Source organism: Burkholderia sp. Z1 (genome assembly GCF_014893795.1).
GTDB lineage: Bacteria > Pseudomonadota > Gammaproteobacteria > Burkholderiales > Burkholderiaceae > Burkholderia > Burkholderia theae.
The window spans coordinates 3,065,073-3,089,122 of sequence record NZ_JACFYL010000001.1 but is presented as its reverse complement, the minus strand read 5'-3'; the positions used below and the strand labels follow the sequence as shown (position 1 = coordinate 3,089,122).

Annotated in this window: 23 protein-coding genes; 10 read left to right on the top strand and 13 right to left on the bottom strand. The window is 68.3% G+C overall.

Going from position 1 to position 24,050, the window contains the following annotated elements; translation table 11 throughout:
- Nucleotides 1-42 precede the first annotated feature (42 nt).
- From H3H55_RS14345 to moaC, 3 genes are all read right to left on the bottom strand, one after another.
- Nucleotides 43-1,245 carry a hypothetical protein gene (locus H3H55_RS14345; RefSeq protein ID WP_193098967.1) on the bottom strand — a complete coding sequence of 401 codons (1,203 nt, stop codon included), beginning with the start codon at nt 1,243-1,245 and terminating at the stop codon, nt 43-45.
- Between the two features lie 31 nt (nt 1,246-1,276).
- Nucleotides 1,277-2,536 carry a WD40/YVTN/BNR-like repeat-containing protein gene (locus H3H55_RS14340; protein ID WP_226800045.1) on the bottom strand — a complete coding sequence of 420 codons (1,260 nt, stop codon included), beginning with the start codon at nt 2,534-2,536 and terminating at the stop codon, nt 1,277-1,279.
- A 433-nt stretch (nt 2,537-2,969) separates the two neighbouring features.
- A complete protein-coding gene (moaC, locus tag H3H55_RS14335; protein ID WP_048242655.1) occupies nt 2,970-3,458 on the bottom strand; it encodes a cyclic pyranopterin monophosphate synthase MoaC in 489 nt (162 codons plus the stop codon).
- A gap of 178 nt (nt 3,459-3,636) precedes the next feature.
- Here moaC and H3H55_RS14330 point away from each other — a divergent pair, with 178 nt between their 5' ends.
- Complete coding sequence (locus tag H3H55_RS14330) at nt 3,637-5,331, top strand: M48 family metalloprotease (protein WP_193098965.1); 1,695 nt, start codon at nt 3,637-3,639, stop codon at nt 5,329-5,331.
- Nucleotides 5,332-5,370: 39 nt separating this feature from the next.
- Here the strand turns inward: H3H55_RS14330 and H3H55_RS14325 are convergent, their stop codons facing one another.
- The 6 genes from H3H55_RS14325 to H3H55_RS14300 all read right to left on the bottom strand — a co-directional run bounded on the left by H3H55_RS14325 (nt 5,371) and on the right by H3H55_RS14300 (nt 9,931).
- Nucleotides 5,371-5,958, bottom strand: coding sequence for a DUF2946 family protein (locus H3H55_RS14325; protein ID WP_193098964.1), 588 nt, complete (start codon nt 5,956-5,958; stop codon nt 5,371-5,373).
- The gene (locus tag H3H55_RS14320; RefSeq protein WP_193098963.1) at nt 5,951-6,988 is read right to left on the bottom strand and encodes a hydrolase; all 1,038 of its coding nucleotides are present in this window, start codon (nt 6,986-6,988) and stop codon (nt 5,951-5,953) included. The genes H3H55_RS14325 and H3H55_RS14320 overlap by 8 nt, the downstream gene beginning before the upstream one ends.
- Before the next feature lie 34 nt (nt 6,989-7,022).
- A complete protein-coding gene (locus tag H3H55_RS14315; protein ID WP_034178922.1) occupies nt 7,023-7,469 on the bottom strand; it encodes a nuclear transport factor 2 family protein in 447 nt (148 codons plus the stop codon).
- A 115-nt stretch (nt 7,470-7,584) separates the two neighbouring features.
- The gene (waaF, locus tag H3H55_RS14310; protein WP_027785312.1) at nt 7,585-8,622 is read right to left on the bottom strand and encodes a lipopolysaccharide heptosyltransferase II; all 1,038 of its coding nucleotides are present in this window, start codon (nt 8,620-8,622) and stop codon (nt 7,585-7,587) included.
- A gap of 140 nt (nt 8,623-8,762) precedes the next feature.
- Nucleotides 8,763-8,957 (bottom strand): zinc-finger domain-containing protein, encoded by a 195-nt coding sequence (locus H3H55_RS14305; protein ID WP_006749970.1) that lies wholly within the window; start codon nt 8,955-8,957, stop codon nt 8,763-8,765.
- Nucleotides 8,958-9,007: 50 nt separating this feature from the next.
- Nucleotides 9,008-9,931: a branched-chain amino acid transaminase gene (locus tag H3H55_RS14300; protein ID WP_048242651.1), complete on the bottom strand. Its 924-nt coding sequence runs from the start codon at nt 9,929-9,931 to the stop codon at nt 9,008-9,010.
- A gap of 194 nt (nt 9,932-10,125) precedes the next feature.
- Here H3H55_RS14300 and H3H55_RS14295 point away from each other — a divergent pair, with 194 nt between their 5' ends.
- The 3 genes from H3H55_RS14295 to H3H55_RS14285 all read left to right on the top strand — a co-directional run bounded on the left by H3H55_RS14295 (nt 10,126) and on the right by H3H55_RS14285 (nt 12,678).
- Nucleotides 10,126-10,881, top strand: coding sequence for an AzlC family ABC transporter permease (locus H3H55_RS14295; protein WP_129512870.1), 756 nt, complete (start codon nt 10,126-10,128; stop codon nt 10,879-10,881).
- Entirely contained in the window at nt 10,878-11,201 is a 324-nt protein-coding gene (locus H3H55_RS14290) for an AzlD domain-containing protein (protein ID WP_059511805.1), read from the top strand. The genes H3H55_RS14295 and H3H55_RS14290 overlap by 4 nt, the downstream gene beginning before the upstream one ends.
- Before the next feature lie 280 nt (nt 11,202-11,481).
- Nucleotides 11,482-12,678 carry a phosphoglycerate kinase gene (locus H3H55_RS14285; protein ID WP_193098962.1) on the top strand — a complete coding sequence of 399 codons (1,197 nt, stop codon included), beginning with the start codon at nt 11,482-11,484 and terminating at the stop codon, nt 12,676-12,678.
- Between the two features lie 157 nt (nt 12,679-12,835).
- On the opposite strand, the gene H3H55_RS37560 is transcribed toward H3H55_RS14285, so the two are convergent.
- Nucleotides 12,836-12,964: a hypothetical protein gene (locus H3H55_RS37560; protein WP_021164118.1), complete on the bottom strand. Its 129-nt coding sequence runs from the start codon at nt 12,962-12,964 to the stop codon at nt 12,836-12,838.
- Here H3H55_RS37560 and pyk point away from each other — a divergent pair.
- The 6 genes from pyk to H3H55_RS14255 all read left to right on the top strand — a co-directional run bounded on the left by pyk (nt 12,963) and on the right by H3H55_RS14255 (nt 20,002).
- Nucleotides 12,963-14,399, top strand: a complete 1,437-nt coding sequence (pyk, locus tag H3H55_RS14280) for a pyruvate kinase (protein ID WP_048242793.1) — start codon at nt 12,963-12,965, stop codon at nt 14,397-14,399. The two genes, H3H55_RS37560 and pyk, sit on opposite strands and share 2 nt — an antisense overlap.
- Nucleotides 14,400-14,727: 328 nt before the next feature.
- Nucleotides 14,728-15,792 (top strand): class II fructose-bisphosphate aldolase, encoded by a 1,065-nt coding sequence (gene fba / locus H3H55_RS14275; protein WP_047898922.1) that lies wholly within the window; start codon nt 14,728-14,730, stop codon nt 15,790-15,792.
- Nucleotides 15,793-16,024: 232 nt separating this feature from the next.
- Nucleotides 16,025-16,915, top strand: coding sequence for a phosphoribosylaminoimidazolesuccinocarboxamide synthase (locus tag H3H55_RS14270; protein ID WP_048242647.1), 891 nt, complete (start codon nt 16,025-16,027; stop codon nt 16,913-16,915).
- 249 nt (nt 16,916-17,164) lie between these two features.
- On the top strand, nt 17,165-17,686 hold the full coding sequence (gene purE, locus H3H55_RS14265) for a 5-(carboxyamino)imidazole ribonucleotide mutase (protein ID WP_031402584.1): 522 nt from the start codon (nt 17,165-17,167) through the stop codon (nt 17,684-17,686).
- Nucleotides 17,687-17,765: 79 nt separating this feature from the next.
- On the top strand, nt 17,766-18,962 hold the full coding sequence (locus H3H55_RS14260) for a 5-(carboxyamino)imidazole ribonucleotide synthase (protein WP_193098961.1): 1,197 nt from the start codon (nt 17,766-17,768) through the stop codon (nt 18,960-18,962).
- Between the two features lie 11 nt (nt 18,963-18,973).
- Complete coding sequence (locus tag H3H55_RS14255) at nt 18,974-20,002, top strand: L-threonylcarbamoyladenylate synthase (protein WP_193098960.1); 1,029 nt, start codon at nt 18,974-18,976, stop codon at nt 20,000-20,002.
- An 81-nt stretch (nt 20,003-20,083) separates the two neighbouring features.
- Here H3H55_RS14255 and H3H55_RS14250 read toward each other — a convergent pair whose 3' ends face one another.
- The 3 genes from H3H55_RS14250 to dacB all read right to left on the bottom strand — a co-directional run bounded on the left by H3H55_RS14250 (nt 20,084) and on the right by dacB (nt 24,048).
- Nucleotides 20,084-21,211, bottom strand: coding sequence for an SGNH/GDSL hydrolase family protein (locus tag H3H55_RS14250; RefSeq protein WP_193098959.1), 1,128 nt, complete (start codon nt 21,209-21,211; stop codon nt 20,084-20,086).
- A 95-nt stretch (nt 21,212-21,306) separates the two neighbouring features.
- Nucleotides 21,307-22,221, bottom strand: a complete 915-nt coding sequence (locus H3H55_RS14245) for a sterol desaturase family protein (RefSeq protein ID WP_193098958.1) — start codon at nt 22,219-22,221, stop codon at nt 21,307-21,309.
- Nucleotides 22,222-22,515: 294 nt separating this feature from the next.
- Nucleotides 22,516-24,048, bottom strand: coding sequence for a D-alanyl-D-alanine carboxypeptidase/D-alanyl-D-alanine-endopeptidase (gene dacB / locus H3H55_RS14240; RefSeq protein WP_129512863.1), 1,533 nt, complete (start codon nt 24,046-24,048; stop codon nt 22,516-22,518).
- Between the last annotated feature and the right edge of the window lie 2 nt (nt 24,049-24,050).

The following is a 24,050-nucleotide window of genomic DNA, read 5'->3' as shown; positions in this document are numbered from 1 at the left end:
AAAGTCGATACGCGCGGCCGTCGCGGCGCGCGCGCTCGATGCTCAGTGCTGCGGCATCAGGTTCGCGCCGCGGCAGGCCGGCTCGGCCGCATTGCGCAGCCCGAGCATCGTGAACCCGTTGCGCTCCTGGCGAATCAGCGCATAGCGCCGCGCGACGGTTTCCCCGCTCTTGCCCGTCAGATCCAGTTCGACCTGAAAGCGGTCCTTGTTGTCCGAGCAGCCGCGCACGGGGCCGTACGCGAACCCGGTGTCGGGCGCCTTGCTTTCCGTGTTGAACGCTTGGCGGGCTTTCAGCGCGGTCGCGGCGTCGGCGGGATCGCTCCAATCGCGCGCCGGCGCATCGTCCACCTTCAGCCATTCGTCGACGAAATCGCGGCCGTTGAGCGCGACGGGCTGCACGCGTTGCACGGTATCGCCGTCGACGCGGTAGCGGAAAATGCCGGGCCGCGTCATCAAGTCGCTGTCGAGCGAGCCGACCGTCGTGCGCAGCTCGAAGCCGTCGGGGCGTACCTTGAAGCGGAGCGCGTTGTCGTCGAGTACGTAGCCGTGCTCGGTATGGAATAGCGTGCGTTGCGCGGCCGAGCCGTTTGCCGGTGCGACCACGTCCGCACCGAACCGGCTCCAGCGCGACGAGCACCACGGCGTGCCGTGGACGACCGCGACCTGGCCGCCGGGCAGCGCCGAGAACCAGAAGCCGCCGCCGTAGGCGCCGCCGATGTCCTTGTAGTCGTCGGCCTGCCAGCGCAGCACGCGCCGCCAGCCGCCGTTCTCCCATGCGTACGCGGTGAGCAGGTTGTCGTCGCCGCATGCGATGTCGAAGCCGGCGCGCACGAAGAGGAGCGGGCGGGACGTGCCGCCGCGTTCGACGTCGACGTCCGGATTGCGACCGAACGCCGATTCGCCGTTTTTCGGCTGGACGGATTGGGCCGGCACGCCGAGCGCGGCCGCGAGTGTACGTTTCAGTGCAGCCGGTTCGACGTGTTCGTCGCTGCACGCGAGCCGCGCGTCGATCGCGCCGACGAGCGCCTGCTTGTATGCGCGAAGCGCGTCGCGCAGCGGCGGCGAGATATCGACGTTGCCGCCGCCGTCGCCTTGCGGATTGCGGACCTGCTGGACGCGCTGCTGCGCGTCGATTGCCGCGCGCGCGGTGGTGTCGGCGGCGGGGCAGGTGCCTGCGGCGAAGGCGGCGGCCGGCAAGACGGTGACGCACAGCGAGAGCGCGGCGTAATGCAGCGTTTTCATCATCGAGTGGATTCTCAGGTTGTAGCGAGGGGGTTCAGTCTTTTGGAGCGGGGGCGTTCCGCATCGGGAACGACAGCTTCTTTAGTGTCGCACCGAGCAGCGAGTAGAGCGTGTTCGTATCCGGGTCGAAGTACTTGCTGCGATAGATCGTCTCGTCGTCAGTCTGCTTCCAGGTCTCGCCCGCGTCAGTGCTGCTGAACATCCAGGGGACCGGTGGATCATCGATTGCCTGCTTGGGATCGATCGCGTACACGAGCAGCAGGCCATCGCGGCCCACGTCGAGGTCACCCAGAATGAGCTTCTTGTCGAACGTCGCCACTTGCCGGACGTGCTCGGGTTGCGCGTTCATCCATGTGGAAAGTGCGCCGGTCCGGTGTCCGCGATCCCGTGTCGCGTCGATGTCGCTCGCATTGTCGAGGTGCGACAGGACGTAAAGCGCGTAGCGCCCGGCCGTGGCAGGCGTCGACGCGAGCCGGACGACTGTCTGGTTCGGCAGGACCGCATCCGGAACGAACGCCTGCTGGTCCGGGGCGAGTCGATAGATGACGCTGCGGGCGGGTGCGGTCGCCGATCGATCGACATGGTAAGCCACGCGCAGTACGCCGTCCGGGCCAAGGCTCACACCTTTGAACTCGCGCCGGGTTTCACCGGGGACAACCGCGCCCGGCGGTGGCGCGATCCGCTTCCAGGATTCGCCGCCGTTGGATGTGCGTCGGACGGTGGGGCCCCAGCCGATCGCGTAGCCGTGCTGCGCATCTGTGAACAGGAATTGATCGATATTTTCGTGCTCGGGCCATTCGAGTCGCGACCAGTGGTAGCCGCCGTCGAGCGATTTCCAGACTTGGGTTTGCTGCGGGACGAGATCGTCTGCGGTACGCGCAGACGTGTAGCTCATCCAGCTGGCACTGATCAGGTGGATGTTCCCGTCGCGCGAATGCCACCATGCGGTTTGCTGCCCGGGCGCCTGAAAGAAGCGCTGCAGCCCGTGATCGATCGTGCCGCGGAAGAAATTCGCGGTTCGTCGATTCAGCGTTTCTCCCGCATTGTTCATCCATGCTTCGGTGGGTTCGGCGACCATCGGTCTTTTCCACTCGCTGTCGGGCTTCAGCGTAATCACGGGATCGGAAACCGTGAGCGACATGATCGCGCTGCCATCAAGGTAGAAATCCCCGGCACCCACCGGCGGGTCCGGCCACGTGACCTCCGACGAAACGGTTTCCCATCGAGGGCTCGTGCTTTCGTACAGAAAAGCCAGTGCGGCACTGCCGAGCGCGATGGCAGCCAGTCGCTTCAAAGTGGATCGATTTCGCATGGGGACCGACGGAAGTCGACGGAGGAATTCGGGTTGGCGCTCGGCTAGCCTCACGCGACGGCTTTGCCCGATTACCGATCGATTACTGAACCGTGCTGTTGTGTTTGCTCGTGCGGCGGTTCATGTCGCGGGCTGCGTCGCATTCGGGTCGACGCGGCCGACGCCGTGAAAGCGCTTCGCGTGCGACGCCTGCGCCTCCATCCGGACCTGGCCTGCGGATGCCGGTTCATCACGTCGGCGATGATGCCGTCCGCGAACCGGTCCGCCCGGCAATGCGCTTCTTGACGCGTGTGAATTCATCACCAGTGCTCGCTTTTTATTGTGCTGGTTCGCACGCTCTCTCGTGCGGAATTCAGTAATTGTATGAGATAACCGGCTTGATCCTGAATTTGCCGGCTGGCGGCGTCCCGGCCGTTCAACCCGCGACGTCTTCCGCCTTCCAGTCCCCCGACTTCCCGCCGCGCTTTTCGCGCACGCTCACATCGGTGATCACCATCCCGCGATCAACGGCCTTGCACATGTCGTAGACGGTCAGCAGCCCGACCTGCACGGCGGTCAACGCTTCCATCTCGACGCCGGTGCGGCCGAACGTTTCGACCTGCACGACGCAGTGGACGCCCGGCAGCGTGTCGTCGAGTTCGAAGTCGACGGCCACGCGCGTCAGCGCGAGCGGGTGGCACAGCGGAATGAGGTCGGCCGTGCGCTTGGCGCCCTGGATGGCCGCGATGCGCGCGACGCCGAGCACGTCGCCTTTCTTGGCCTTGCCGTCGCGGATCAGCGCGAACGTGGCCGGCAGCATCCGGATCGTGCCGCGCGCGATCGCGATGCGTTGGGTTTCCTGCTTGCCGCCGACGTCGACCATGTGCGCATGGCCGGCGGCATCGAAATGGGTGAGTCCTGACATGTCATGCTCCGTCTCAACGGGCGCCTATCATAGCAGCGGCGTTCGCGTCGCCGGGGGCGCAGATGACGCATGCGCGGCACGAGACAGTCGTCGCGGCGCCGGTACAATGACCCGAATATTCAGACCAAACGCCGCGATGCGCGCCCGGCGCGCGGGACGGCGTCGTTTTCATCCTGCCATGCGTGTCAAACAGTTGCTTGCCGTGTCGCTGTCGGCGGCGCTCGCGCTACCGCCGAGCGGCCATGCGCAGAGCGCGTCCGCGCCGCCGCTCGAGACGGCGACCGGCGGCGCCCGGTCGATTTCCACCGTGCCGTCCGGCATCGCGACCGGCGTTTTCGGCACCTACGGCGGCGCGGAGAGCCGGTTTTCGGACACGGGCGGCGCGTCGGCGCCGGCCGCGAGCCTGCGCGCGCCGCTTCGCGCGCTCGAGCTGCCCGACCTCGGCGACGGCTCCGGCGGTTCGCTGACGCCGCGGGCCGAGCGCCGGCTCGGCGAGCGCGTGATGCGCGAAGTGCGGCGCGATCCCGACTATCTCGACGACTGGCTCGTGCGCGACTACCTGAACGCGATGGCCGCCCGGCTCGCGGCCGCGGCGGCCGCGCGCTTCATCGGCGGCTATACGCCGGACTTCGACCTGTTCCCGGTGCGCGATCCGCAGATCAACGCGTTCTCAATGCCGGGCGGCTTCATCGGGATCAACAGCGGGCTCGTCGTCACGACGCAGACGGAGTCGGAACTCGCATCGGTGGTCGGTCACGAGATGGGGCACGTGCTGCAGCGGCACATCGCACGGATGATCGGCGCGAGCGAGAAGACGGGCTACACGGCGCTCGCGACGATGCTGCTCGGCGTGCTGGCCGGCGTACTCGCGAGAAGCGGCGATCTCGGCAGCGCGATCGCCGTGGGCGGGCAGGCGTACGCGGTGGACAACCAGCTGCGCTTCTCGCGTTCGGCCGAGCGCGAGGCCGATCGCGTCGGCTTCCAGCTGCTGGCGGGCGCGGGCTACGACCCGTACGGGATGCCGGGCTTCTTCGAACGGCTCGACCGCGCGTCGATGGGCGATGCGGGCGTGCCGGCCTATGCGCGCACGCACCCGCTGACCGGCGAGCGGATCGCCGACATGGAGGATCGCGCGCGCCGCGCGCCGTACCGGCAGCCGCGCCAGTCGGCCGAATACGGATTCGTGCGCGCGCGGCTGCGCATCCTGCAGAACCGGGCGCCGACCGACATCGCGGCCGAAGCGCGCCGGATGCAGCTCGAGATCGACGACCGCACGGCGCCGAACGTCGCGGCGAACTGGTACGGCATCGCGCTCGCGAACACGCTGCTCGGCCAGTACGACGCGGCAGACAAGGCGCTCGCGGCGGCACGTGGCGCATACGATGCACGAGAGCGGCGCGAGGATGATCCGGTGACGAGTTCGCCGAGCCTCGACGTGCTGGTCGCCGACATCGCGCGCCGCGCGGGCCGGACCGACGATGCGGTGCGGCTCGCGGCGCTCGCGCAGCGGCGCTGGCCGGCGTCGCACGCGGCGATCGTCGCGCACCTGCAGGCGCTGATCGCCGCGCGCCGTTTCGCCGAAGCGCAGGCGCTCGCCCGCACGCAGGCGAAGGCCGATCCCGAGCAGCCGGACTGGTGGGACTACCTCGCGAAGGCAAGCGACGGCAAGGGCGACGTGCTCGCGCGGCGCCGCGCGCTCGCGGAGAAACTCGCGCTCGATGGCGCATGGCCGTCGGCGATTCGCCAGTTGAAGGAAGCGCGCGATGCGAAGGACGTGTCGTTCTACGAGCAGTCGATCATCGGCGCGCGGCTGCTGGAATTCGAGACGCGCTACAAGGAAGAGCGCGAGGACGACAAGAACGGCCGCGGTTAGCGGCCCGTGCACGGCGAACGCGGGAAGGGCGGCTGCGGGTCAGTTGCCGCCGTCGGCCGCGTCGCGTGCCTGTCGTGCCGGACTCGCAACGTAGCCGAACCGAGCGGGCACGTCCGCGCAGACGATGTGGCCGAGCGGCAGCGCGGGGCCGTCGCGCCAGCGCAGCACCGGCGGCGCGGCGTCGAAATCCGCGTGATCGGCGAACAGCCCGAGGTCGTGGTCGTGCAGCGCCGCGATGCGCGGCGGCGTGCCCGCATCGCGGAACAGCACGCCGCCCCCGTCGTCGAGCCAGGCTTCGTCCGGTTCGAACGGCGCGCCCGTCTGGTCGGTGAGCGTGAGCTGTCCGTCGCGCTCGGCGAGCCGGACGACCCACGGCGTATAGGCGAGCTCGACGTACACGCGCTGCGGCCCGTTCTGGAAGAACCACTGGCCCTTCGCGTCGCATTCGTAGTTACGGCCGATGAACGCGTTCAGCGCCGCATGCCGGATCGGCGAGCCGAGCTCGCCGGCCGCCTGCGCCGCGTCGTCGCGCAGCCGCCATTCGCCGCGCCGGTCGAGCAGCAACCAGCCGGTGCAATGCGGCACGTTCGGCCATTTGGCGAGCGCCTGCCTGACGATGTCATCCATGGTCGACGAATTTCGAGCAATAGCCGAACACCCGCGCCGACAGCCAGTCGAGGCGGCCGGGGAACGGCCCGGTCATGAATCCCGCGTGTCCACCTGCCGCGGGCTGGTCGAGCTCGACGGCCGGCGATACGTCGGCCGGGCCCGGCAGCGCCGACTCGGGCAGGAACGGGTCGTTGCGGGCGTTGAGGATCAGCGTCGGCACGTCGATCGCGGGCAGCAGCGGCCGCGTCGTCGCTTTGGTCCAGTAGTCGTCGGCGTCCGCGAAACCGTGCAGCGGCGCGGTCACGATCTCGTCGAAGTCGCGCATCGTCACGGCCTGCAGCATCGCGTCGCGGTCGAACAGCCCCGGATACTGTTCGAGCTTCGTGAGCGCCTTGCGCTTGAGCGTCTTCAGGAAGCTGCGCGTATAGACCATCGCGAACCCCTGCGACAGCGCGCGGCCGCCCGCGTGCACGTCGAGCGGCGTCGAGATCGCGGCGGCCGCCCGCAGGATCGACGTATCGCTGCGATGCTCGCCGAGCCAGCGCAGCAGCACGTTGCCGCCGAGCGACACGCCGGCCGCGACCAGCGGCCCGCGATGCTGCGCGGCGAGCCGGCGCAGGATCCAGTCGACCTCGGCGCTGTCGGCGAGATGGTAGAAGCGCGGCTGGCGGTTGATCTCGCCGCTGCAACTGCGAAAGTTCGGCACGACGGCGTGCCAGCCCTTCGCGCGCGCGGCGGCCATCATCGCGAGCGCGTAGTGCGAGCCGGAACTGCCTTCGAGGCCGTGGAACAGCACGAACAGCGGCGCATCGGGCGGCGGCGCCGCACTGTCGAGATGGGCGACCCAGTCGAGATCGATGAAGTCGTGGTCGGGCGTTTCCCATCGCTCTCGCCGGTATGCGACAGCCGGACGCCGCGCGAACAGCGCGGGCACGATGGTTTGCGCATGGCTGTTCGGCAGCCAGCGTGGTGCGCGATAGCGCAGTGTGTCGTCGTCCGGGGCAGATGCCCCGGTCAGCGGCGAGGTGGGCGGAGAAGCCGTACTCATGATCGCCCCGCGTATGCGTTGCTTCGTCTTTTCGTCAGTGCAGCGGGCCCTGCCCATGACGGATCTTCGCGGCGAACTGCCCGGCCGCTTGTTCGGGAATCGGGCTCGCGTGGATGTGCGCGATGCGCCACTCGCCACGTTCGTGGATCATCACGTACGTCGCGAAAACCATGTCGGGTTCGGCCGTCAGGTCGGCCTGCTGATGCGCCTCGGCGATCGTATAGACGACCGTGCCGAGGCTGTCGTACACGCGGATGTCAAGCGGTTCGATCGTCACCGGGCGCGTCGCGAGCCGGTTGGCGAGCCCGCTGCGGATCTGGTCGAGGCCGTGCAGATGCTCGCCGTCCGCCCACACGCAGCTGGCGAAATCCTCGTCGATCCACAACGCCAGCAGTGCGTCGAGATTGGCATCCGCGACGGCCTGGTAGTAGGCGTTCAGCGTATCGGCAGCGGCTTCGAAGAGGCGGGCAAAACGTGGCATCGGGGTTATCTCTCGCGCGCGTCGCGCGCCGTATTCAGCACGGCGGCCCGGATGGGGCCGCCGCACACCGGTGAATCGGATTGCCCGGCGCGCCGTGCGACGCTGCCGGTCAGGGTCAGCGCTGCCCGACGAGCATGCCGCGCAAATCGCCGAATACCTGCTCGGGACCGAGTTCGCGCAGGCACTTCAGGTGGCCGAGCGGGCACTCGCGTTCAAAGCAGGGACTGCATTCGAGATGCAGCCATTGTACCTTCGCCAGGTCCGACAGCGGAGGGGTGTGGCGCGGATCGGTCGATCCGTACAGCGCGACGAGCGGCCGGCGCAGCGCGGCGGCGACGTGCATCAGCCCCGAATCGTTGGTGACGACCGCGTTCGCGCGCGCGATCAGGGCGCAGGCCTCGGACAGCGACGTCTGCCCGCACAGATTGCGCACGTTCGGCGCGTGGTCGGCGATCGCCTGCGCGGCCGCGGCGTCCTTCTGCGAGCCGAGCGCGACGATCTGCGTATACGGGAACGACTGGTGCACGATCGTCGCGAGCGACGCGAAGTGCTCGGGCGGCCAGCGCTTGGCCGGGCCGTATTCGGCGCCCGGGCAGAACACGACGAGCGGCTTGCGTGTATCGAGATTGAAACGCGCGGACACGCGCGCCGTCTCGTTCAGGTCGGCGTCGAGGCGCGGCGCGGGCAGCGTCTTCATCGACTCGGGCAGCTTCGCGCCCGGCGCGTACGCGAGCGCCGCGTAGTGGGTGGTCATCGGCGGCCGTTCGCCCGACTTGGTCGGGTTCGCGTGCCGCACGTTCAGCAGCCCGTAGCGGTGCTCGCCCGTGTAGCCGATCCGCAGCGGGATGTTCGCGAGCCACGGGATCACCGCGGACTTCAGCGAATTCGGCAGCACGTACGCCGCGTCGTAGCCGACGTCGCGCAGGTCGCTCGCGAGCTGCCAGCGGCGCAGCAGCTGCAGCTTGCCGTGCGCGAGATCGGTCGCGTAGACATCGTGGATCTCGGGCATCCGCTCGAGCACGGGCGCGACCCACGAGGGTGCGACGGCATCGATCGCGATGCGGGGATGGAGTTTCTTCAGCAGCGCAAAAAGCGGCTGCGCCATCAATGCGTCACCGATCCAATTCGGTGCGATAACCAGCGCTCGACGCATCAGGTCGACTTCCGATGTCGTAATGAAGCACGGCGCGCGGGCGCCGCGTTCGGGTTGCCAGAATGGAGAAGGGCGGCGCGCCGGGCATCCGGCTGCGCCGCCTTGCGAGTCGGCGGGCCCGCGGGCCCGGCCGCCCGGGCTCAGTGGCCCTTGACGACCTCGCCGTCGCGCAGCTTGTAGCGCGTGCCGCAGTACGGGCAGCGTGCCTCGCCGTGAGAGACGTCGATGAAGACGCGCGGGTGCGCGCTCCAGCGCGCCATGGCCGGGTTCGGGCAGTACGCGGGAAGATCCTTGGCCGTCAGCTCGACCAGCGGCATTTCCTTGATTTCACTCATGAGACTTTCTCTTATCACTCTTTTGTGGGGCGGTCGGGGGTGCGGCGCGCTCAGACCTTCGTCAGCCAGTGCGCGTACTTCGCGTTCTTGCCCGTCACGATATCGAAAAACGCCGACTGGAGCTTTTCCGTGACGGGGCCGCGCGCGCCGCTGCCGATCGTACGGTTGTCGAGCTCGCGGATCGGCGTGACTTCAGCGGCGGTGCCGGTGAAGAACGCTTCGTCGGCCGTGTAGACCTCGTCGCGCGTGATGCGCTTCTCGATCACCTCGATGCCGGCGTCCTTCGCGAGCGTGATGATCGTGTCGCGCGTGATGCCGTCGAGGCACGACGACAGGTCGGGCGTGTACAGCTTGCCGTTGTTCACCAGGAAGAAGTTCTCGCCGGAGCCTTCCGACACGTAGCCGTCGACGTCGAGCAGCAGCGCTTCGTCGTAGCCGTCGGCCGTCGCTTCCTGGTTCGCCAGGATCGAGTTCACGTACCAGCCCGACGCCTTCGCGCGCACCATCGACACGTTCACGTGGTGGCGCGTGAACGACGACGTCTTCACGCGGATACCCTTCGCGAGGCCGTCCTCGCCGAGGTACGCGCCCCACGGCCACGCGGCGATCGCGACGTGGATCGTGTTGCCCTTCGCCGACACGCCGAGCTTTTCCGAGCCGACCCAGATGATCGGGCGCAGGTAGCCCGACTCGAGCTTGTTCTCGCGCACGACTTCGAGTTGCGCGGCTTCGAGCGTTTCACGGTCGAACGGCACGTCCATCTGGAAGATCTTCGCCGAATTCAGCAGACGTTTCGTGTGCTCGCGCAGGCGGAAGATCGCCGTGCTGCCGTCGGCCGCCTTGTACGCGCGCACACCCTCGAAGACGCCCATGCCGTAGTGCAGCGTGTGGGTCAGGACGTGGATCTTGGCGTCGCGCCAGTCGATCAGCTTGCCGTCCATCCAGATCTTGCCGTCGCGGTCGGCCATTGACATAGGATTCTCCTGGGATGCGGTTGTGTGCAGCGTTGAGCCGGAAAGACGCTTATTTTAGCGTCATTTGGAGACGATCCGGTCGGTCGGCGCGGGGCCGGCGCTATAATCGCCCGGTACCGATTCCAATAACGATGGGGCGTACCGGCAGGAGGCGCCGGCGTCCCGACGAACCGCCCGCTGCGGCCCGCTTTCCCATGCTCGCTCGATTGTCCGCCACCGACCGCTTCGCGCTGATCCAGGGCGCGCGCGACTATTCCCCGACACTGATGGCGATCCTGTCCTGGGGGCTCGTCACCGGCATCGCGATGAGCAAGTCGGTCATGACGCTCGGGCAGGCGAGCGCGATGTCGCTGCTCGTCTACGCGGGCTCGTCGCAGCTCGCGGTGCTGCCGCTCCTCGCGGCGAAGCTGCCGATCTGGACCGTGCTGCTCACGGCCGCGATGGTCAACACGCGCTTCGTGATCTTCAGCGCCGGGCTTGCTCCCCATTTTTCCTACCTGCCGCTGTGGCGGCGTCTCGCGATCGGCTATTTCAACGGCGACGTGATCTACCTGCTGTTCCAGAAACAGGGCTTCGCATACGGCCAGGTGCCGGGCAAGGAAGCGTATTTCTGGGGAATGGCGCTCGCGAGCTGGGCGTCGTGGCAAGTCTCGTCGCTCGCCGGCATCCTGCTCGCGAGCTTCTTCCCCGCGAGCTGGGGCCTCGAGCTGGCCGGCACGCTCGCGCTGATCCCGATCATGGTGTCGGCGGTCGCGAACCGCTCGACGCTCGCGGCCGTCGCGGTCGCGGGCATCGTGTCGCTCGTCGCGTTCGACCTGCCGTACCGGCTCGCGCTGCCGCTGGCGGTGCTCGCCGCGCTCGCGGCCGGCTGCTCGGCCGATTTCTTCGTCGAACGGGCCGACTGGCGGCGCATCCGCACCGAAACCGTGCACGAAAAGGAGATCGAATGAGCGCGACGGAGATCTGGATCGTCATCGTCGGGATGACGATCGTCACGGCCGTCACGCGCGCGCTGTTCCTGATCGGCGGCGAGCGCACCGTGCTGCCCGAACGCGCGCAGCGTGCGCTGCGCTACGCGCCGGCGGCCGCGCTCGTCGCCGTCGTGCTGCCCGACGTGCTCGAAACGCCGGCCGGGCTGTCGTTCGCGCTGTCCAACCATCCGTTCTACGCGGCGCTCGCCGGCCTCGGCTGGTTTTTGTGGCGGCGCAGCATGCTCGGCACGATCGTCGTCGGGATGCTCGTCTTCACCGTGCTGCGCCTGATCTTCTGATGGGCCGCCGTTCCGGCCGGCCGGGCGCCTGCAGCCCGCATGGGTGCATTGCTGCATTGCGGCAATGTGTCCGTTCCCGCACGCGATCCCAAATAGGCGGAATTCGCCGCCGCACGGGTCAGTCTGCCGGGTGGATCGGCTAGAATGCCCGTTCGAGATTTTTTACCCGTGCGCGTCATGCGAACCGCCAGCCACGGCCGCATCCGGCGCCCTTTCGCGGCAGCCCGCGCACATCCAGCGTGAACCCCCTTTCCCCATCCACTACTTCAATCTGTTCAACATGAGCCAAGTCAAGCGTCTTACCGACCTGATCGCCGCCGGCCAGCTCGCCGGCAAGCGGGTGTTCATCCGCGCCGACCTGAACGTCCCGCAGGACGACCAGGGCAACATCACCGAGGACACCCGCGTGCGCGCGTCCGTGCCGGCCATCCAGGCCGCGCTCGACGCCGGCGCGGCCGTGATGGTCACGTCGCACCTCGGCCGCCCGACCGAAGGCGAATTCAAGCCGGAAGACTCGCTCGCGCCCGTCGCGAAGCGCCTCGCCGAGCTGCTCGGCCGCGACGTGCCGCTCGTCTCGAACTGGGTCGAAAACGGCGTGAACGTCGTGCCGGGCCAGATCGTGCTGCTCGAGAACTGCCGCGTGAACAAGGGCGAGAAGAAGAATTCGGACGAGCTCGCGCAGAAGATGGCGAAGCTCTGCGACGTGTACGTGAACGACGCGTTCGGCACCGCGCACCGCGCGGAAGCGACCACGCACGGGATCGCGAAGTACGCGCCGGTCGCGTGCGCCGGCCCGCTGCTGGCCGCCGAACTCGACGCGCTCGGCAAGGCGCTCGGCAACCCGGCCCGCCCGCTGGTGGCGATCGTCGCCGGCTCGAAGGTGTCGACCAAGCTGACGATCCTGAAGTCGCTGGCCGAGAAGGTCGACCAGTTGATCGTCGGCGGCGGCATCGCGAACACGTTCATGCTCGCGGCCGGTCTGCCGATCGGCAAGTCGCTCGCGGAAACCGACCTCGTCGGCGACGCGAAGGCGATCATCGACGAAGCGCGCAAGCGCGGCGCGTCGGTACCGATCCCGACCGACGTCGTGACGGCCAAGGAATTCTCGCCGACGGCCGTGGCCACGGTGAAGCAGGTCGCCGACATCGAAGCGGACGACATGATCCTCGACATCGGCCCGGATACCGCCAAGGCGCTCGCGAGCCAGCTCGAGAAGGCCGGCACGATCGTGTGGAACGGCCCGGTCGGCGTGTTCGAGTTCGACCAGTTCGGCAACGGCACCAAGACGCTCGCGGAAGCGATCGCCAAGTCTTCCGCGTTCTCGATCGCGGGCGGCGGCGACACGCTCGCGGCCATCGCGAAGTACGGCATCCACGACCAGGTCAGCTACATCTCGACGGGCGGCGGCGCCTTCCTCGAGTTCCTCGAGGGGAAGAAGCTGCCGGCGGTGGAAGTGCTCGAAACGCGGGCGGCCTGAGCGTGGCGGCGCGCGCAGGGGTGACGAAGGCCGCGCGCTCCGCGAAAGCGGAGCAGCCGGCCGGCGCGGGCAAGCGCAAACGCGCGCCCGCGCGGGCGAACACCGCCCCGCGCGCACCGGCGGCCGCCGGCGACGCGGCCGTGCAGCACCACGAAATTCAGAACAAAGCGATGCCGGGCGCAAGCACCGGCACGCCCCCCGGAACGGCCGCCGCTGGGCCCGCCGCTTCCGGCTCTCGCAGCGTTTCACCCAGCGCATCCACCTTGATCCAGATGAGGAGTTTCATGCAGCGCGCCACCAAGATAGTCGCCACGATCGGCCCGGCTTCCAGTTCGCCGGAGATTCTGCTGCAGATGATGCAGGCGGGCCTCGACGTCGTGCGGCTCAATTTTTCGCACGGCACGGCCGACGATCACCGCCAGCGCGCCGAGATGGTGCGCGAGGCTGCCCGCAAGGTCGGCCGCGAGATCGCGATCATGGCCGACCTCCAGGGCCCGAAGATCCGCGTCGGCAAGTTCGAGAACGGCAAGACCACGCTCGTGCCGGGGCAGCCGTTCATCCTCGACGCGGCTTGCGAGCTCGGTAACGACGAGCGCGTCGGCCTCGACTACAAGGAACTGCCGCGCGACCTGCGTCCAGGCGACCTGCTGCTGCTGAACGACGGCCTGATCGTGCTGACCGTCGAGCGCGTGCTCGGCGACGAGATCCACACGACCGTCAAGGTGGGCGGCGAGCTGTCGAACAACAAGGGGATCAACCGCCAGGGCGGCGGCCTGTCGGCGCCCGCGCTGACCGCGAAGGACATGGAAGACATCCGCACCGCGATGTCGCTCGGCGCGGACCTCGTCGCGGTGTCGTTCCCGAAGAACGCGACCGACATGGAAATGGCGCGTCAGCTCGCGAACATCGCGGGTGCGCCGTACGGCATCAAGCCGAAGATGATCGCGAAGATCGAGCGCGCGGAGGCGATCCCGGCGCTGCAGAGCATCCTCGACGCGTCCGACGGCATCATGGTCGCGCGCGGCGACCTCGCGGTGGAAGTGGGCAACGCGGCCGTGCCGGCGCTGCAGAAGCGGATGATCCGGATGGCGCGCGAGTCGAACAAGCTCGTGATCACCGCGACGCAGATGATGGAATCGATGATCTACGCGCCCGTGCCGACCCGCGCGGAAGTGTCGGACGTCGCGAACGCGGTGCTCGACGGCACCGACGCGGTGATGCTGTCGGCCGAGACGGCTGCCGGCAAGTACCCGGTCGTCACGATCGAGACGATGGCGGCCGTGTGCGTCGAGGCGGAAAAGTCGGAGCACGTCGAGCTGGACAAGGATTTCCTCGACCGCACGTTCACGCGCATCGACCAGTCGATCGCGATGGGCGCGCTGTTCACCGCGTACCACCTGGGCGCGAAGGCGATCATCGCGCTGACCGAATCCGGCGCGACCGCGCTGTGGATGTCGCGTCACTACACGCACGTGCCGATCTTCGCGCTGACGCCGCGGGTCGGCAGCGAGCGCACGATGGCGCTGTACCGCAACGTGACGCCGCTGCACGTCGAATTCAACAGCGATCGCGACTCGGCGCTGCAGGCGGCGCTCGAGATCGTCGTCAAGCAGGGTTACGTGCAGCACGGCGACATGGTCGTGCTGACCGTCGGCGAGCCGATGGGGCAGGCGGGCGGCACCAACACGCTGAAGATCGTGCGGGTCGGCGAGCACTATTGAGCGCCGATTGAGCACCTGACCGGCCTGCGGGCCGGCGGGTCGGCGGTCCGGCGATCCGGTCGATCCGATTTGATCGGGCACTGTTTTTCACGCAAAAGCCGCGCGGGGTCCGAAGCCCCGCGCGGCTTTTTTCTCTTTTTTGCCCGAATTGTGCCGTGCGAACGTAACAAATTGCGAGTGGGCGTCACCGGGCGGTCGGAATCGGAGGCGCTTCGCGATAAAATGCGGCTATTCGACGCTCAGCCGCGCCGCGCCACCCCGGTTTGACCGGGAGCGAGCGCCGCGCCGGCGTCAGGGCGCACCGGTTTTCATTCCAAGGAGTTCCACAATGCCTCTCGTATCAATGCGTCAATTGCTGGACCACGCGGCAGAGCACGGTTACGGCCTGCCGGCCTTCAACGTGAACAACCTGGAGCAGGTCCAGGCGATCATGGCTGCGGCGGACCAAGTCGGCGCGCCCGTGATCATGCAGGCATCGGCCGGCGCGCGTAAGTACGCGGGCGAGCCGTTCCTGCGCCACCTGATCGAAGCAGCGGTCGAGTCGTACCCGCACATCCCGGTCGTGATGCACCAGGATCACGGCCAGTCGCCGGCCGTCTGCATGGGCGCGATCCGCAGCGGCTTCACGAGCGTGATGATGGACGGTTCGCTCGAGGCCGACGGCAAGACGGTCGCGTCGTACGAGTACAACGTCGACGTATCGCGCAAGGTTGTCGAGATGGCGCACTCGATCGGCGTGACGGTCGAAGCCGAACTCGGCGTGCTCGGCTCGCTCGAGACGATGAAGGGCGACAAGGAAGACGGCCACGGCGCGGAAGGCACGATGACCCGCGAGCAGCTGCTGACCGATCCGGAGCAGGCCGCCGACTTCGTGAAGCTCACGCAGTGCGATGCGCTCGCGATCGCGATCGGCACGTCGCACGGCGCGTACAAGTTCTCGAAGAAGCCGACGGGCGACATCCTGTCGATCCAGCGCATCAAGGAAATCCACGCACGCATCCCGAACACGCACCTCGTGATGCACGGTTCGTCGTCGGTGCCGCAGGAACTGCTGGCCGAGATCCGCGAATTCGGCGGCGACATGAAGGAAACCTACGGCGTGCCGGTCGAGGAAATCCAGGAAGGCATCAAGCACGGCGTGCGCAAGATCAACATCGACACCGACCTGCGTCTCGCGATCACCGGCGCGATCCGTCGTTACCTGTTCGAGAACCCGGGCAAGTTCGATCCGCGCGACTACCTGAAGCCCGCGCGCGAAGCGGCGAAGCAGGTTTGCGTCGACCGTTACCTCGCGTTCGGCTGCGAAGGCCAGGCCGGCAAGATCAAGCCGGTGTCGCTCGACAAGATCGCCGAGCAGTACAAGTCCGGCGCGCTCGCGCAGGTCGTGCGCTGAGACTGTAGTACGATTGCCCCGCCCGAATCTTCCGCAAGGCAGGGGCGGGCCGCCAGGCCGGATCTGATCCGGCCCCAGGCAGCCGTACCGTCCGGCCGAACGAGGGCCGGCCGGCAGCCGCCCGGGCGCAGTCGCCCGGCCGGTTCGCCGACGTATTGCAAGACCGCCGTTCCCGCCTGCCGCGGGGAACGGCGTTTCCCTTTTTGTTTGGCTCCTTATCTGCGAAAAGACGATGTCTACCCTTTACGAATCCACGCTCCGCTCGCTGCCGCTCCTCGGTCGCGGCAAGGTCCGCGATAACTACGCGGTCGGCAACGACAAGCTCCTGATCGTCACGACCGACCGCCTGTCGGCATTCGACGTGGTGATGGGCGAGCCGATTCCGAACAAGGGCCGCGTGCTGAACCAGATGGCGAACTTCTGGTTCGACAAGCTCGCGCACATCGTGCCGAACCACCTGACGGGCGACGCGCCGGAAGCGGTCGTCGCGGCCGACGAGGTCGAGCAGGTGACGGGCCGCGGCGTGGTCGTCAAGCGCCTCGAGCCGATCATGATCGAGGCGGTCGTGCGCGGCTACCTGGCCGGCAGCGGCTGGAAGGAATACCAGGCGTCGGGCGCCGTGTGCGGCGTGCAGCTGCCGGAAGGCCTGCAGAACGCGCAGAAGCTGCCCGAGCCGATCTTCACGCCGGCCGCGAAGGCCGAGATGGGCGAGCACGACGAGAACATCACGTTCGAGGAAACCGAGCGCCGCATCGGCACCGAGCTGGCCGCGACGATCCGCGACATCTCGATCAAGCTGTACAAGGAAGCGGCCGACTACGCGGCGACGCGCGGCATCATCATCGCCGATACGAAGTTCGAATTCGGCCTCGACAACCACGGCAGGCTGTTCCTGATGGACGAAGTGCTGACGGCCGATTCGTCGCGCTTCTGGCCGGCGGACCAGTACCAGGTCGGCACGAACCCGCCGTCGTTCGACAAGCAGTTCGTGCGCGACTGGCTCGAGGCGCAGCCGTGGGGCAAGACGGCACCGGCGCCGGCGCTGCCGGCCGACGTCGTCGAGAAGACGGCCGCGAAGTACCAGGAAGCGCTCGAGCGCATCACGGGCCAGTCGCTCGCCTGAGCGAGCTTTGCATGGGACCGGAGGCGGCGCTGAAGCGCTAACTCGGGTCGACCGCCGTGGGGCTGGAGTAAGCGCTGAAGCGCCAACTCCAGCCAGCCACGGCATGGGACCGGAGTAAGTGCTGAAGCGCCAACTCTGGTCGACCGCCGTGGGGCTGGAGTAAGCGCTGAAGCGCCAACTCCAGCCAGCCACGGCATGGGACCGGAGTAAGTGCTAAAGCACTAACTCCGGTCGACAGGAAATAACGAAATGAGTGAAGTCCAGACCGCCCACACGCACAGCGCGCCGCTCATCGGCGTGCTGATGGGTTCGAGTTCCGACTGGGACGTGATGAAGCACGCGGTAGCGATCCTGCAGGAATTCGGCGTGCCGTACGAAGCGAAGGTCGTGTCCGCGCACCGGATGCCCGACGAGATGTTCGACTATGCGGAGAAGGCGCGCGAGCGCGGACTGCGCGCGATCATCGCGGGCGCCGGCGGTGCCGCGCACCTGCCCGGCATGCTTGCCGCGAAAACCACGGTGCCGGTGCTCGGCGTGCCGGTTGCAAGCAAGTATCTGAAGGGTGTCGATTCGCTGCACTCGATCGTGCAGATGCCGAAGGGCGTGCCGGTCGCGACGTTCGCGATCGGCGAGGCCGGCGCCGCGAATGCCGCGCTGTTCGCGGTGTCGATCCTGTCTGGCACGTCGGTCGACTACGCGAACCGGCTCGCCGCGTTCCGCGTGCGCCAGAACGAAGCCGCGCACGCAATGGTGCTGCCGCCGCTGGAATGACGGCGCACCGGCGGCCGCGCGTCGCGGCTGCCTGACCTACCACTGCGGCGGGCAGCGCCCGCCGCGACCGACCACTGACATGACCGCAACTCCTGATTCCGTTTCCCCGATCCTGCCCGGCGCGTGGCTGGGCATGGTCGGCGGTGGCCAGCTCGGCCGCATGTTCTGCTTTGCCGCCCAGTCGATGGGCTATCGCGTCGCCGTGCTCGATCCCGATCCGACGAGCCCCGCCGGCGCGGTCGCCGACCGCCACGTGCGCGCAGCCTACGACGACGAAGCCGCGCTCGCCGAACTGGCCGACCTGTGCGAAGCGGTGTCGACGGAGTTCGAGAACGTGCCGGCCGCGAGCCTCGATTTTCTCGCGCGCACGACGTTCGTCGCGCCGGCCGGCCGCTGCGTCGCGGTCGCGCAGGACCGGATCGCGGAGAAGCGTTTCATCGAGGCATCGGGCGTACCCGTCGCGCCGCACGTCGTGATCGAATCGTCGGCGGCGCTTGCCGCGCTCGACGATGCCGCGCTCGATGCGGTGCTGCCGGGCATCCTGAAGACGGCGCGCCTCGGCTATGACGGCAAGGGCCAGGTGCGCGTGAGCACCGCGCAGGAAGCGCGCGACGCGCATGCGGCGCTCGGCGGCGTGCCGTGCGTGCTCGAGAAGCGCCTGCCGCTGAAATACGAAGTGTCGGCGCTGATCGCGCGCGGCGCGGACGGCCGCTCGGCTGCGTTCCCGCTCGCGCAGAACGCGCACCACAACGGCATCCTCGCGCTGACCGTCGTGCCCGCGCCGGCTGCCGATGCCGCGCGCGTCGAAGAGGCGCAGCAGGCGGCCGTGCGGATCGCCGACACGCTCGGCTACGTCGGCGTGCTGTGCGTCGAATTCTTCGTGCTGGAAGACGGCTCGTTCGTCGCGAACGAGATGGCGCCGCGCCCGCACAACTCCGGCCACTACACGGTCGATGCGTGCGCAACGAGCCAGTTCGAGCAGCAGGTGCGCGCGATGACGCGCATGCCGCTCGGCAACCCGCGCCAGCATTCGCCGGCCGCGATGCTGAACATCCTCGGCGACGTGTGGTTCCCGAATGGCGCTGCGGCGGATGCCGTCACGCCGCCGTGGGACACGGTCGCGGCGATGCCGACTGCGCACCTGCACCTGTACGGCAAGGAAGACGCGCGCGTCGGCCGCAAGATGGGCCACGTGAACTTCACGGCCCAGACGCGCGACGAAGCCGTCGCCGCGGCTACCGCGTGCGCGCAGTTGCTGCGCGTGCCGCTCGACTGAGGCGCCAGCCGATGTCCATCGATCTCCCGAAGTCCGTGACGCCCGCGCAGATCGGCGCGGCCGCCGCGCTGCTCGACGCGGGGCAATTGGTCGCGTTTCCGACCGAAACCGTCTACGGGCTCGGCGGCGACGCGGCGAATCCCGAGGCCGTCGCGCGCATCTACGCGGCGAAGGGGCGGCCCGCGAACCATCCGGTGATCGTGCACCTGCCGCCCGGCGGCGATCCGGGCTACTGGGCCGACGCGCTGCCGGCCGATGCGCAGGCGCTGATCGATGCATTCTGGCCGGGCCCGCTGACGCTGATCCTGAAGCGCCATGCGCGCATTCCGGACGCGGTGAGCGGCGGGCAGGATTCGGTCGGGCTGCGTTGCCCGTCGCATCCGGTCGCGCAGGCGCTGCTGGCCGCATTCAGCGCGCGACGCGGCGGGCACGGCGGCGTTGCCGCGCCGTCCGCGAACCGGTTCGGCCATGTGAGCCCGACGACCGCGCAGCATGTGCGTGACGAATTCGGCGACACCGTGCACGTGCTCGACGGCGGTGCTTCCGAGGTCGGCATCGAATCGACGATCCTCGACCTGTCGCGCGGCTTCCCGGCGCTGCTGCGCCCGGGCCACGTGACGCCGCAGCAGATTGCCGACGTGCTCGGCCGCGCGCCGCGGCTGCCGGACGGCAGCGACGCGACCGCGCCGCGCGCGTCGGGCACGCTGAAGGCCCATTACGCGCCGCGCACGCCGCTCGCGCTGCTGCCGTTCGATGCGCTCGAGCCGCTGCTCGCGGCCGCGCAAACCGACGGCGAGCGTGTCGCGCTCGTCGCGCGCGCGTCGCGTGCGGGACGCTGGGCACAGGCCGACGGCGTGCATTTCGTCGCGGCACCGGAAGATCCGCAGGCCTATGCACGCGATCTGTACGGGATGCTGCGGGCGCTCGACCGCGCGCAAGTCGCGCGCATTCTCGTCGAGAAGCTGCCGGAAACCGTCGAATGGATCGCGGTCAACGATCGCCTCGGCCGTGCGGCGGCCGCGTTCGAAGCGCGCGACTGACGAAGTCCGGCGCTTCAGGAATAAAAAACGCCCGACCGGCAAACCGGTCGGGCGTTTTTGTTTGGGCGCGTGGCCGGCTGCTTACTTGCCGACGCCCGTAGCCGCGATCTGCTTCTCCACGAACTGCGAGAACAGCGCGTGCAGGCGCGTCGTCGGGTGGACCGTGTCGGCGAACATGTAGGTCTGGTCGGCGTTGGGCACCGTGTAGGTCTGCGGCGAGCAGAACAGCGACGAGCCGAATGCGGTCGCGTTCGCGACGCCATACTGCGTCGCGGCCTGGACCATCGCCTTCAGGTTGCACGCGGTGTCGGTGTTCGACACGTTGAAGCCGTTCGCCTGATAGTTCGCGAGGATGCCGTCCTGCCACGTGAACGTGTCGAGCAGCGCGTACTTGGTCGTGTCGACCTTGAGTGCCTGCAGCGTGGCGGCGAGCGTGCCGTTGAACAGCATCGACAGTTGCGTGAGGGTCGTCTGCGTGCCGCCCTGGAGGGCGAGCGGCGTGCCGCCGATATCGGGCACGTTCGACACGAACACGTGCGTTGCGCCTGAGGCGACGATCTGCTGCACCAGGCCCGCGAGCTGTTGCGCCGCGGCGCCGATGTTCTGCTGCAGTTGCGTCGGCGTGATGGCGCCTGCCTGCAGGGCCGCGACCTGATAGAAGATGTCGTTCGCGCCGCCGTTCAGCAGCACGATCTGGCCGCCGTTGAAGCTGCCGTGCTGCGTCAGGTACTGCTTGACCTGGTCGGCGATCGGCGTCGTGGTCGCCTGTGCGTAGTCGGGGTTCGGCACGCTTGCGTCCGCATGGCCGATGCCCGGCTGCTGCGTCACGCGCGAGCCGCCCTGCGCATAACCGAGACCGCCGGTGGCCTGCAGCGGGATGCCGAAGCCGCCCTGGTTCGCGGGTTGCAGCGTGTCGCCGTAGTATTGCGCGACGTTCTGCGTCCACACCTGGCCGGGGTTGGTCGTGAAGCGGCCGCCGCCGAAGCCGAGCTTGATCTGTGAGTAGGTGCCGGCGTCGGACAGGCTGTCGCCGAACGACACGATCTGCATCTTCACGCCCGACGGCGGCGTGTTCGATGCACTGCTGTTGTTGTCGTCGCCACCGCCGCAGGCGGCGAGCAGCGCGAGCGCGGCACCGGCGATCGCGACTTGCGCGGTGCGCAGCAGGCGTTGCCGGGTGCGCGACGGGAATTGTTGTTGTGACTGCATCGATCGATCTCCTCGTAGATATGGCCTGATGTGTTTCTCATCTGCCGCGTGCCTGCTCGGTTCCGGGCTGCGCGGCGGCCGTTGGCTAAAACGGTTTATTGTTCACGCGCAGCCGCGAGCGGCACGGTGCGCGGATCCTGGTTCGCGGCCTCGGCGATCTGCGCATGATAAGCGCTCGCCCACTCGGGCGGGCCGAAAATCGCGCGCAGCTTGTTGCGCCATCCGTCGACGCGCAACGCGTCGGCCGCCATCGACCCCCACTCGTGAAACGTCGCGACGAGCGGGTTGTTCGAGCCGAGCCGCTCGACGATCCCGTACTGCGGCGGATCGTCGTGCGTTTCCTCGACATAGCTGCCGAACAGGCGATCCCAGATCACAAGGACGCCTGCGTAATTGCGGTCGATGTAGCGCGGGTTGCGCGCATGGTGCGCGCGGTGGATCGACGGCGTGTTCAGCACGTATTCAAGCCAGCCGAGCTTGCCGATCGCCTGCGTGTGCACGAAGAACTGGAACGCGAGGTTGATCAGCACGATGCCGACGACCTGCTGCGGCGGAAAGCCGGCGAACGCGAGCGGTAGCCAGAACACCCACATGCCCGCGATGGGATACATCAGGCTCTGGCGGAACGCGGTCGAGAAATTCATCCGCTCGGACGAGTGGTGCACGACGTGCGCGGCCCACAGCCAGCGCACGCGATGGCTCGCGCGATGGAACACGTAGTAGAGGAAATCCTGCGCGACGAACAGCACCGCGAACGACAGCCAGCCGTCGTGCCACGTGAACAGGCGATAGTGCTGGTAGCAGTACGCGTAGACGGGGATCACGAACAGCCATGCGATCTTGTCGGCGCCCTGGTGCATCAGCGCGAGTGCCGCATTGCACAGCGTGTCGCGCCACGCATAGACATGGTCCTGCGCACGTGTGCGGGCGAGGTGCCAGGCCTCCCACGCGATGCAGAGCAGGAAGACGGGCGCCAGCGCGAGCAGAAGCAATTCGACGTCGAATCGCATGGGCGTGTCTCCTTCTTTCCCCTGCAAGCCTTGAGGCCGGGCGTATGGCCCGTTGTAGATATCGGTCAGGCCATCAGCCTACGCAAACACCACGCGCTAGGCGAGAGGGGAGCGTAGAGGGTTCCCTCTGAGGACAGGGTTTCTACGGAAGCCGCGCGGCGCGTGGCCGGGCGGTGCGGCCCCGATTGATGGGCATGGTTGGGGACGGAACGGGACGCGTGCGCCGGCCGTGATGCGTGGCGGCCGGCGCACGGGAAGAGGGGCGCGCGCACGAGCGTGCGCGCGGGGGCATCGTCAGTGCGCGCCCGCGTAGATCCATTCGAGCAGCGTGTCGTGCGCGGCGCGCGCGCCTTCCGCGTGATCGTTGTTGATGAAGCTGACGACGATGTAGCTTTGGCCGTCGGCGCCGGCGACGTAGCCGGCGATCGCGCGCACGTCGCGCAGCGTGCCGGTCTTGATGTGCGCGTTGCCGAGCACGCCGGCGTTGGTGAGGCGGTTCTTCATCGTGCCGTCGATGCCGGCGATCGGCAGCGAATCGACAAACGCCTGCGCGACGGGGCTCGCGTTCGCGGCCTGCAGCAGCGCGGCGAGCGACAGCGCGCTCACGTGCTCTTCGCGCGACAGCCCCGAGCCGTTCTCGAGCACGAGGTCGGGCATCGCGATCCCGTTTTTCTGCAGGAACGCCTCGATCGCGCGGCTCGACTGCTCGGGCGTCGCGGGCGGCTTGCCGCTGACCGCGCCGATCGTCAGGAACAGGTTGCGCGCCATCACGTTGTTGCTGAACTTGTTGATGTCGTAGACGATGCTGCCGAGTACCGGGCTGTGATGCACGGCGACGGGCCGCGCGGTGGTCGGCACCTTGCCTTCGCTTACGGGCCCCGTGATCGTGCCGCCGTCCTGCTGCCACAGCGCAAGGAAGCCGCGCGCGAAGAAGGTCGTGTGATCGAGGATCGCGAGGTTGGTCGTGTGCGCGCCGCAGCGCAGCGGATAGTCGCCGGCGAACGACGCGGTCATCATCCCGCCGCCGGCCGTCAAGGTCGGGCGCGCGGCCGCGGCCGCCGCGCTGCACGAGCCCGTGCCTTCGACCAGCTGGTTGTCGATCGACAGGTCCGCGAGCGGCGGCAGCACGTCGACGGCCACCTTGCCGTCGTCGCCCGGCGTGACCGTGAACGACACGGCCTTGAAGGCATACAGCAGCGGATCGGGGCCGACGTTGTACGGCGCGCTCGCGTCGTCGTCGAACGACGGCAGGTCGCGCGTCGACGCCGCGAAATAACTCTTGTCGAGCACGAGGCCGCCGGCCACGCGCTTGATGCCGGCCTTGCGGATCTTGTCGACCAGGTCGATCAGCTCTTCGGGCACGAGCTTCGGATCGCCGGTGCCCTTGATGTACAGGTTGCCCTGCAGCGTACCGTCGGGGTCGACCGTGCCGTCCGTGTACGCGGTCGTGCGCCAGCGGAAGTCGGGGCCGAGGATCGACAGGCCCGAGAAGGTCGTCACGAGTTTCATCGTCGACGCCGGCAGCATCGGCCGGCTCGCATTCCACGCGATCAGCGGTTCCGGATCGCCGACGCGCTCGACCACGACGCTCATCGCCGACGCCGGCACCTTCGCGCGCTGCAGCGCGACCAGCACGGTCGCCGGCAGGCCGGCCGCGCGTGCGGCGGGCGACACGACGGCGGTCTTGCGCGCTTGCTTGTGGGATTTCTTGCCGGCTTGCGCAGCGGGCGCGAAGGCCAGGGCCGTGCAGGTGGCGAGGACGGCGGCTGCACGCAGGCAGACACGGGTGCGGGGGGCGAACCGGGCGGAAAGGGCGAAAATCGGCATGG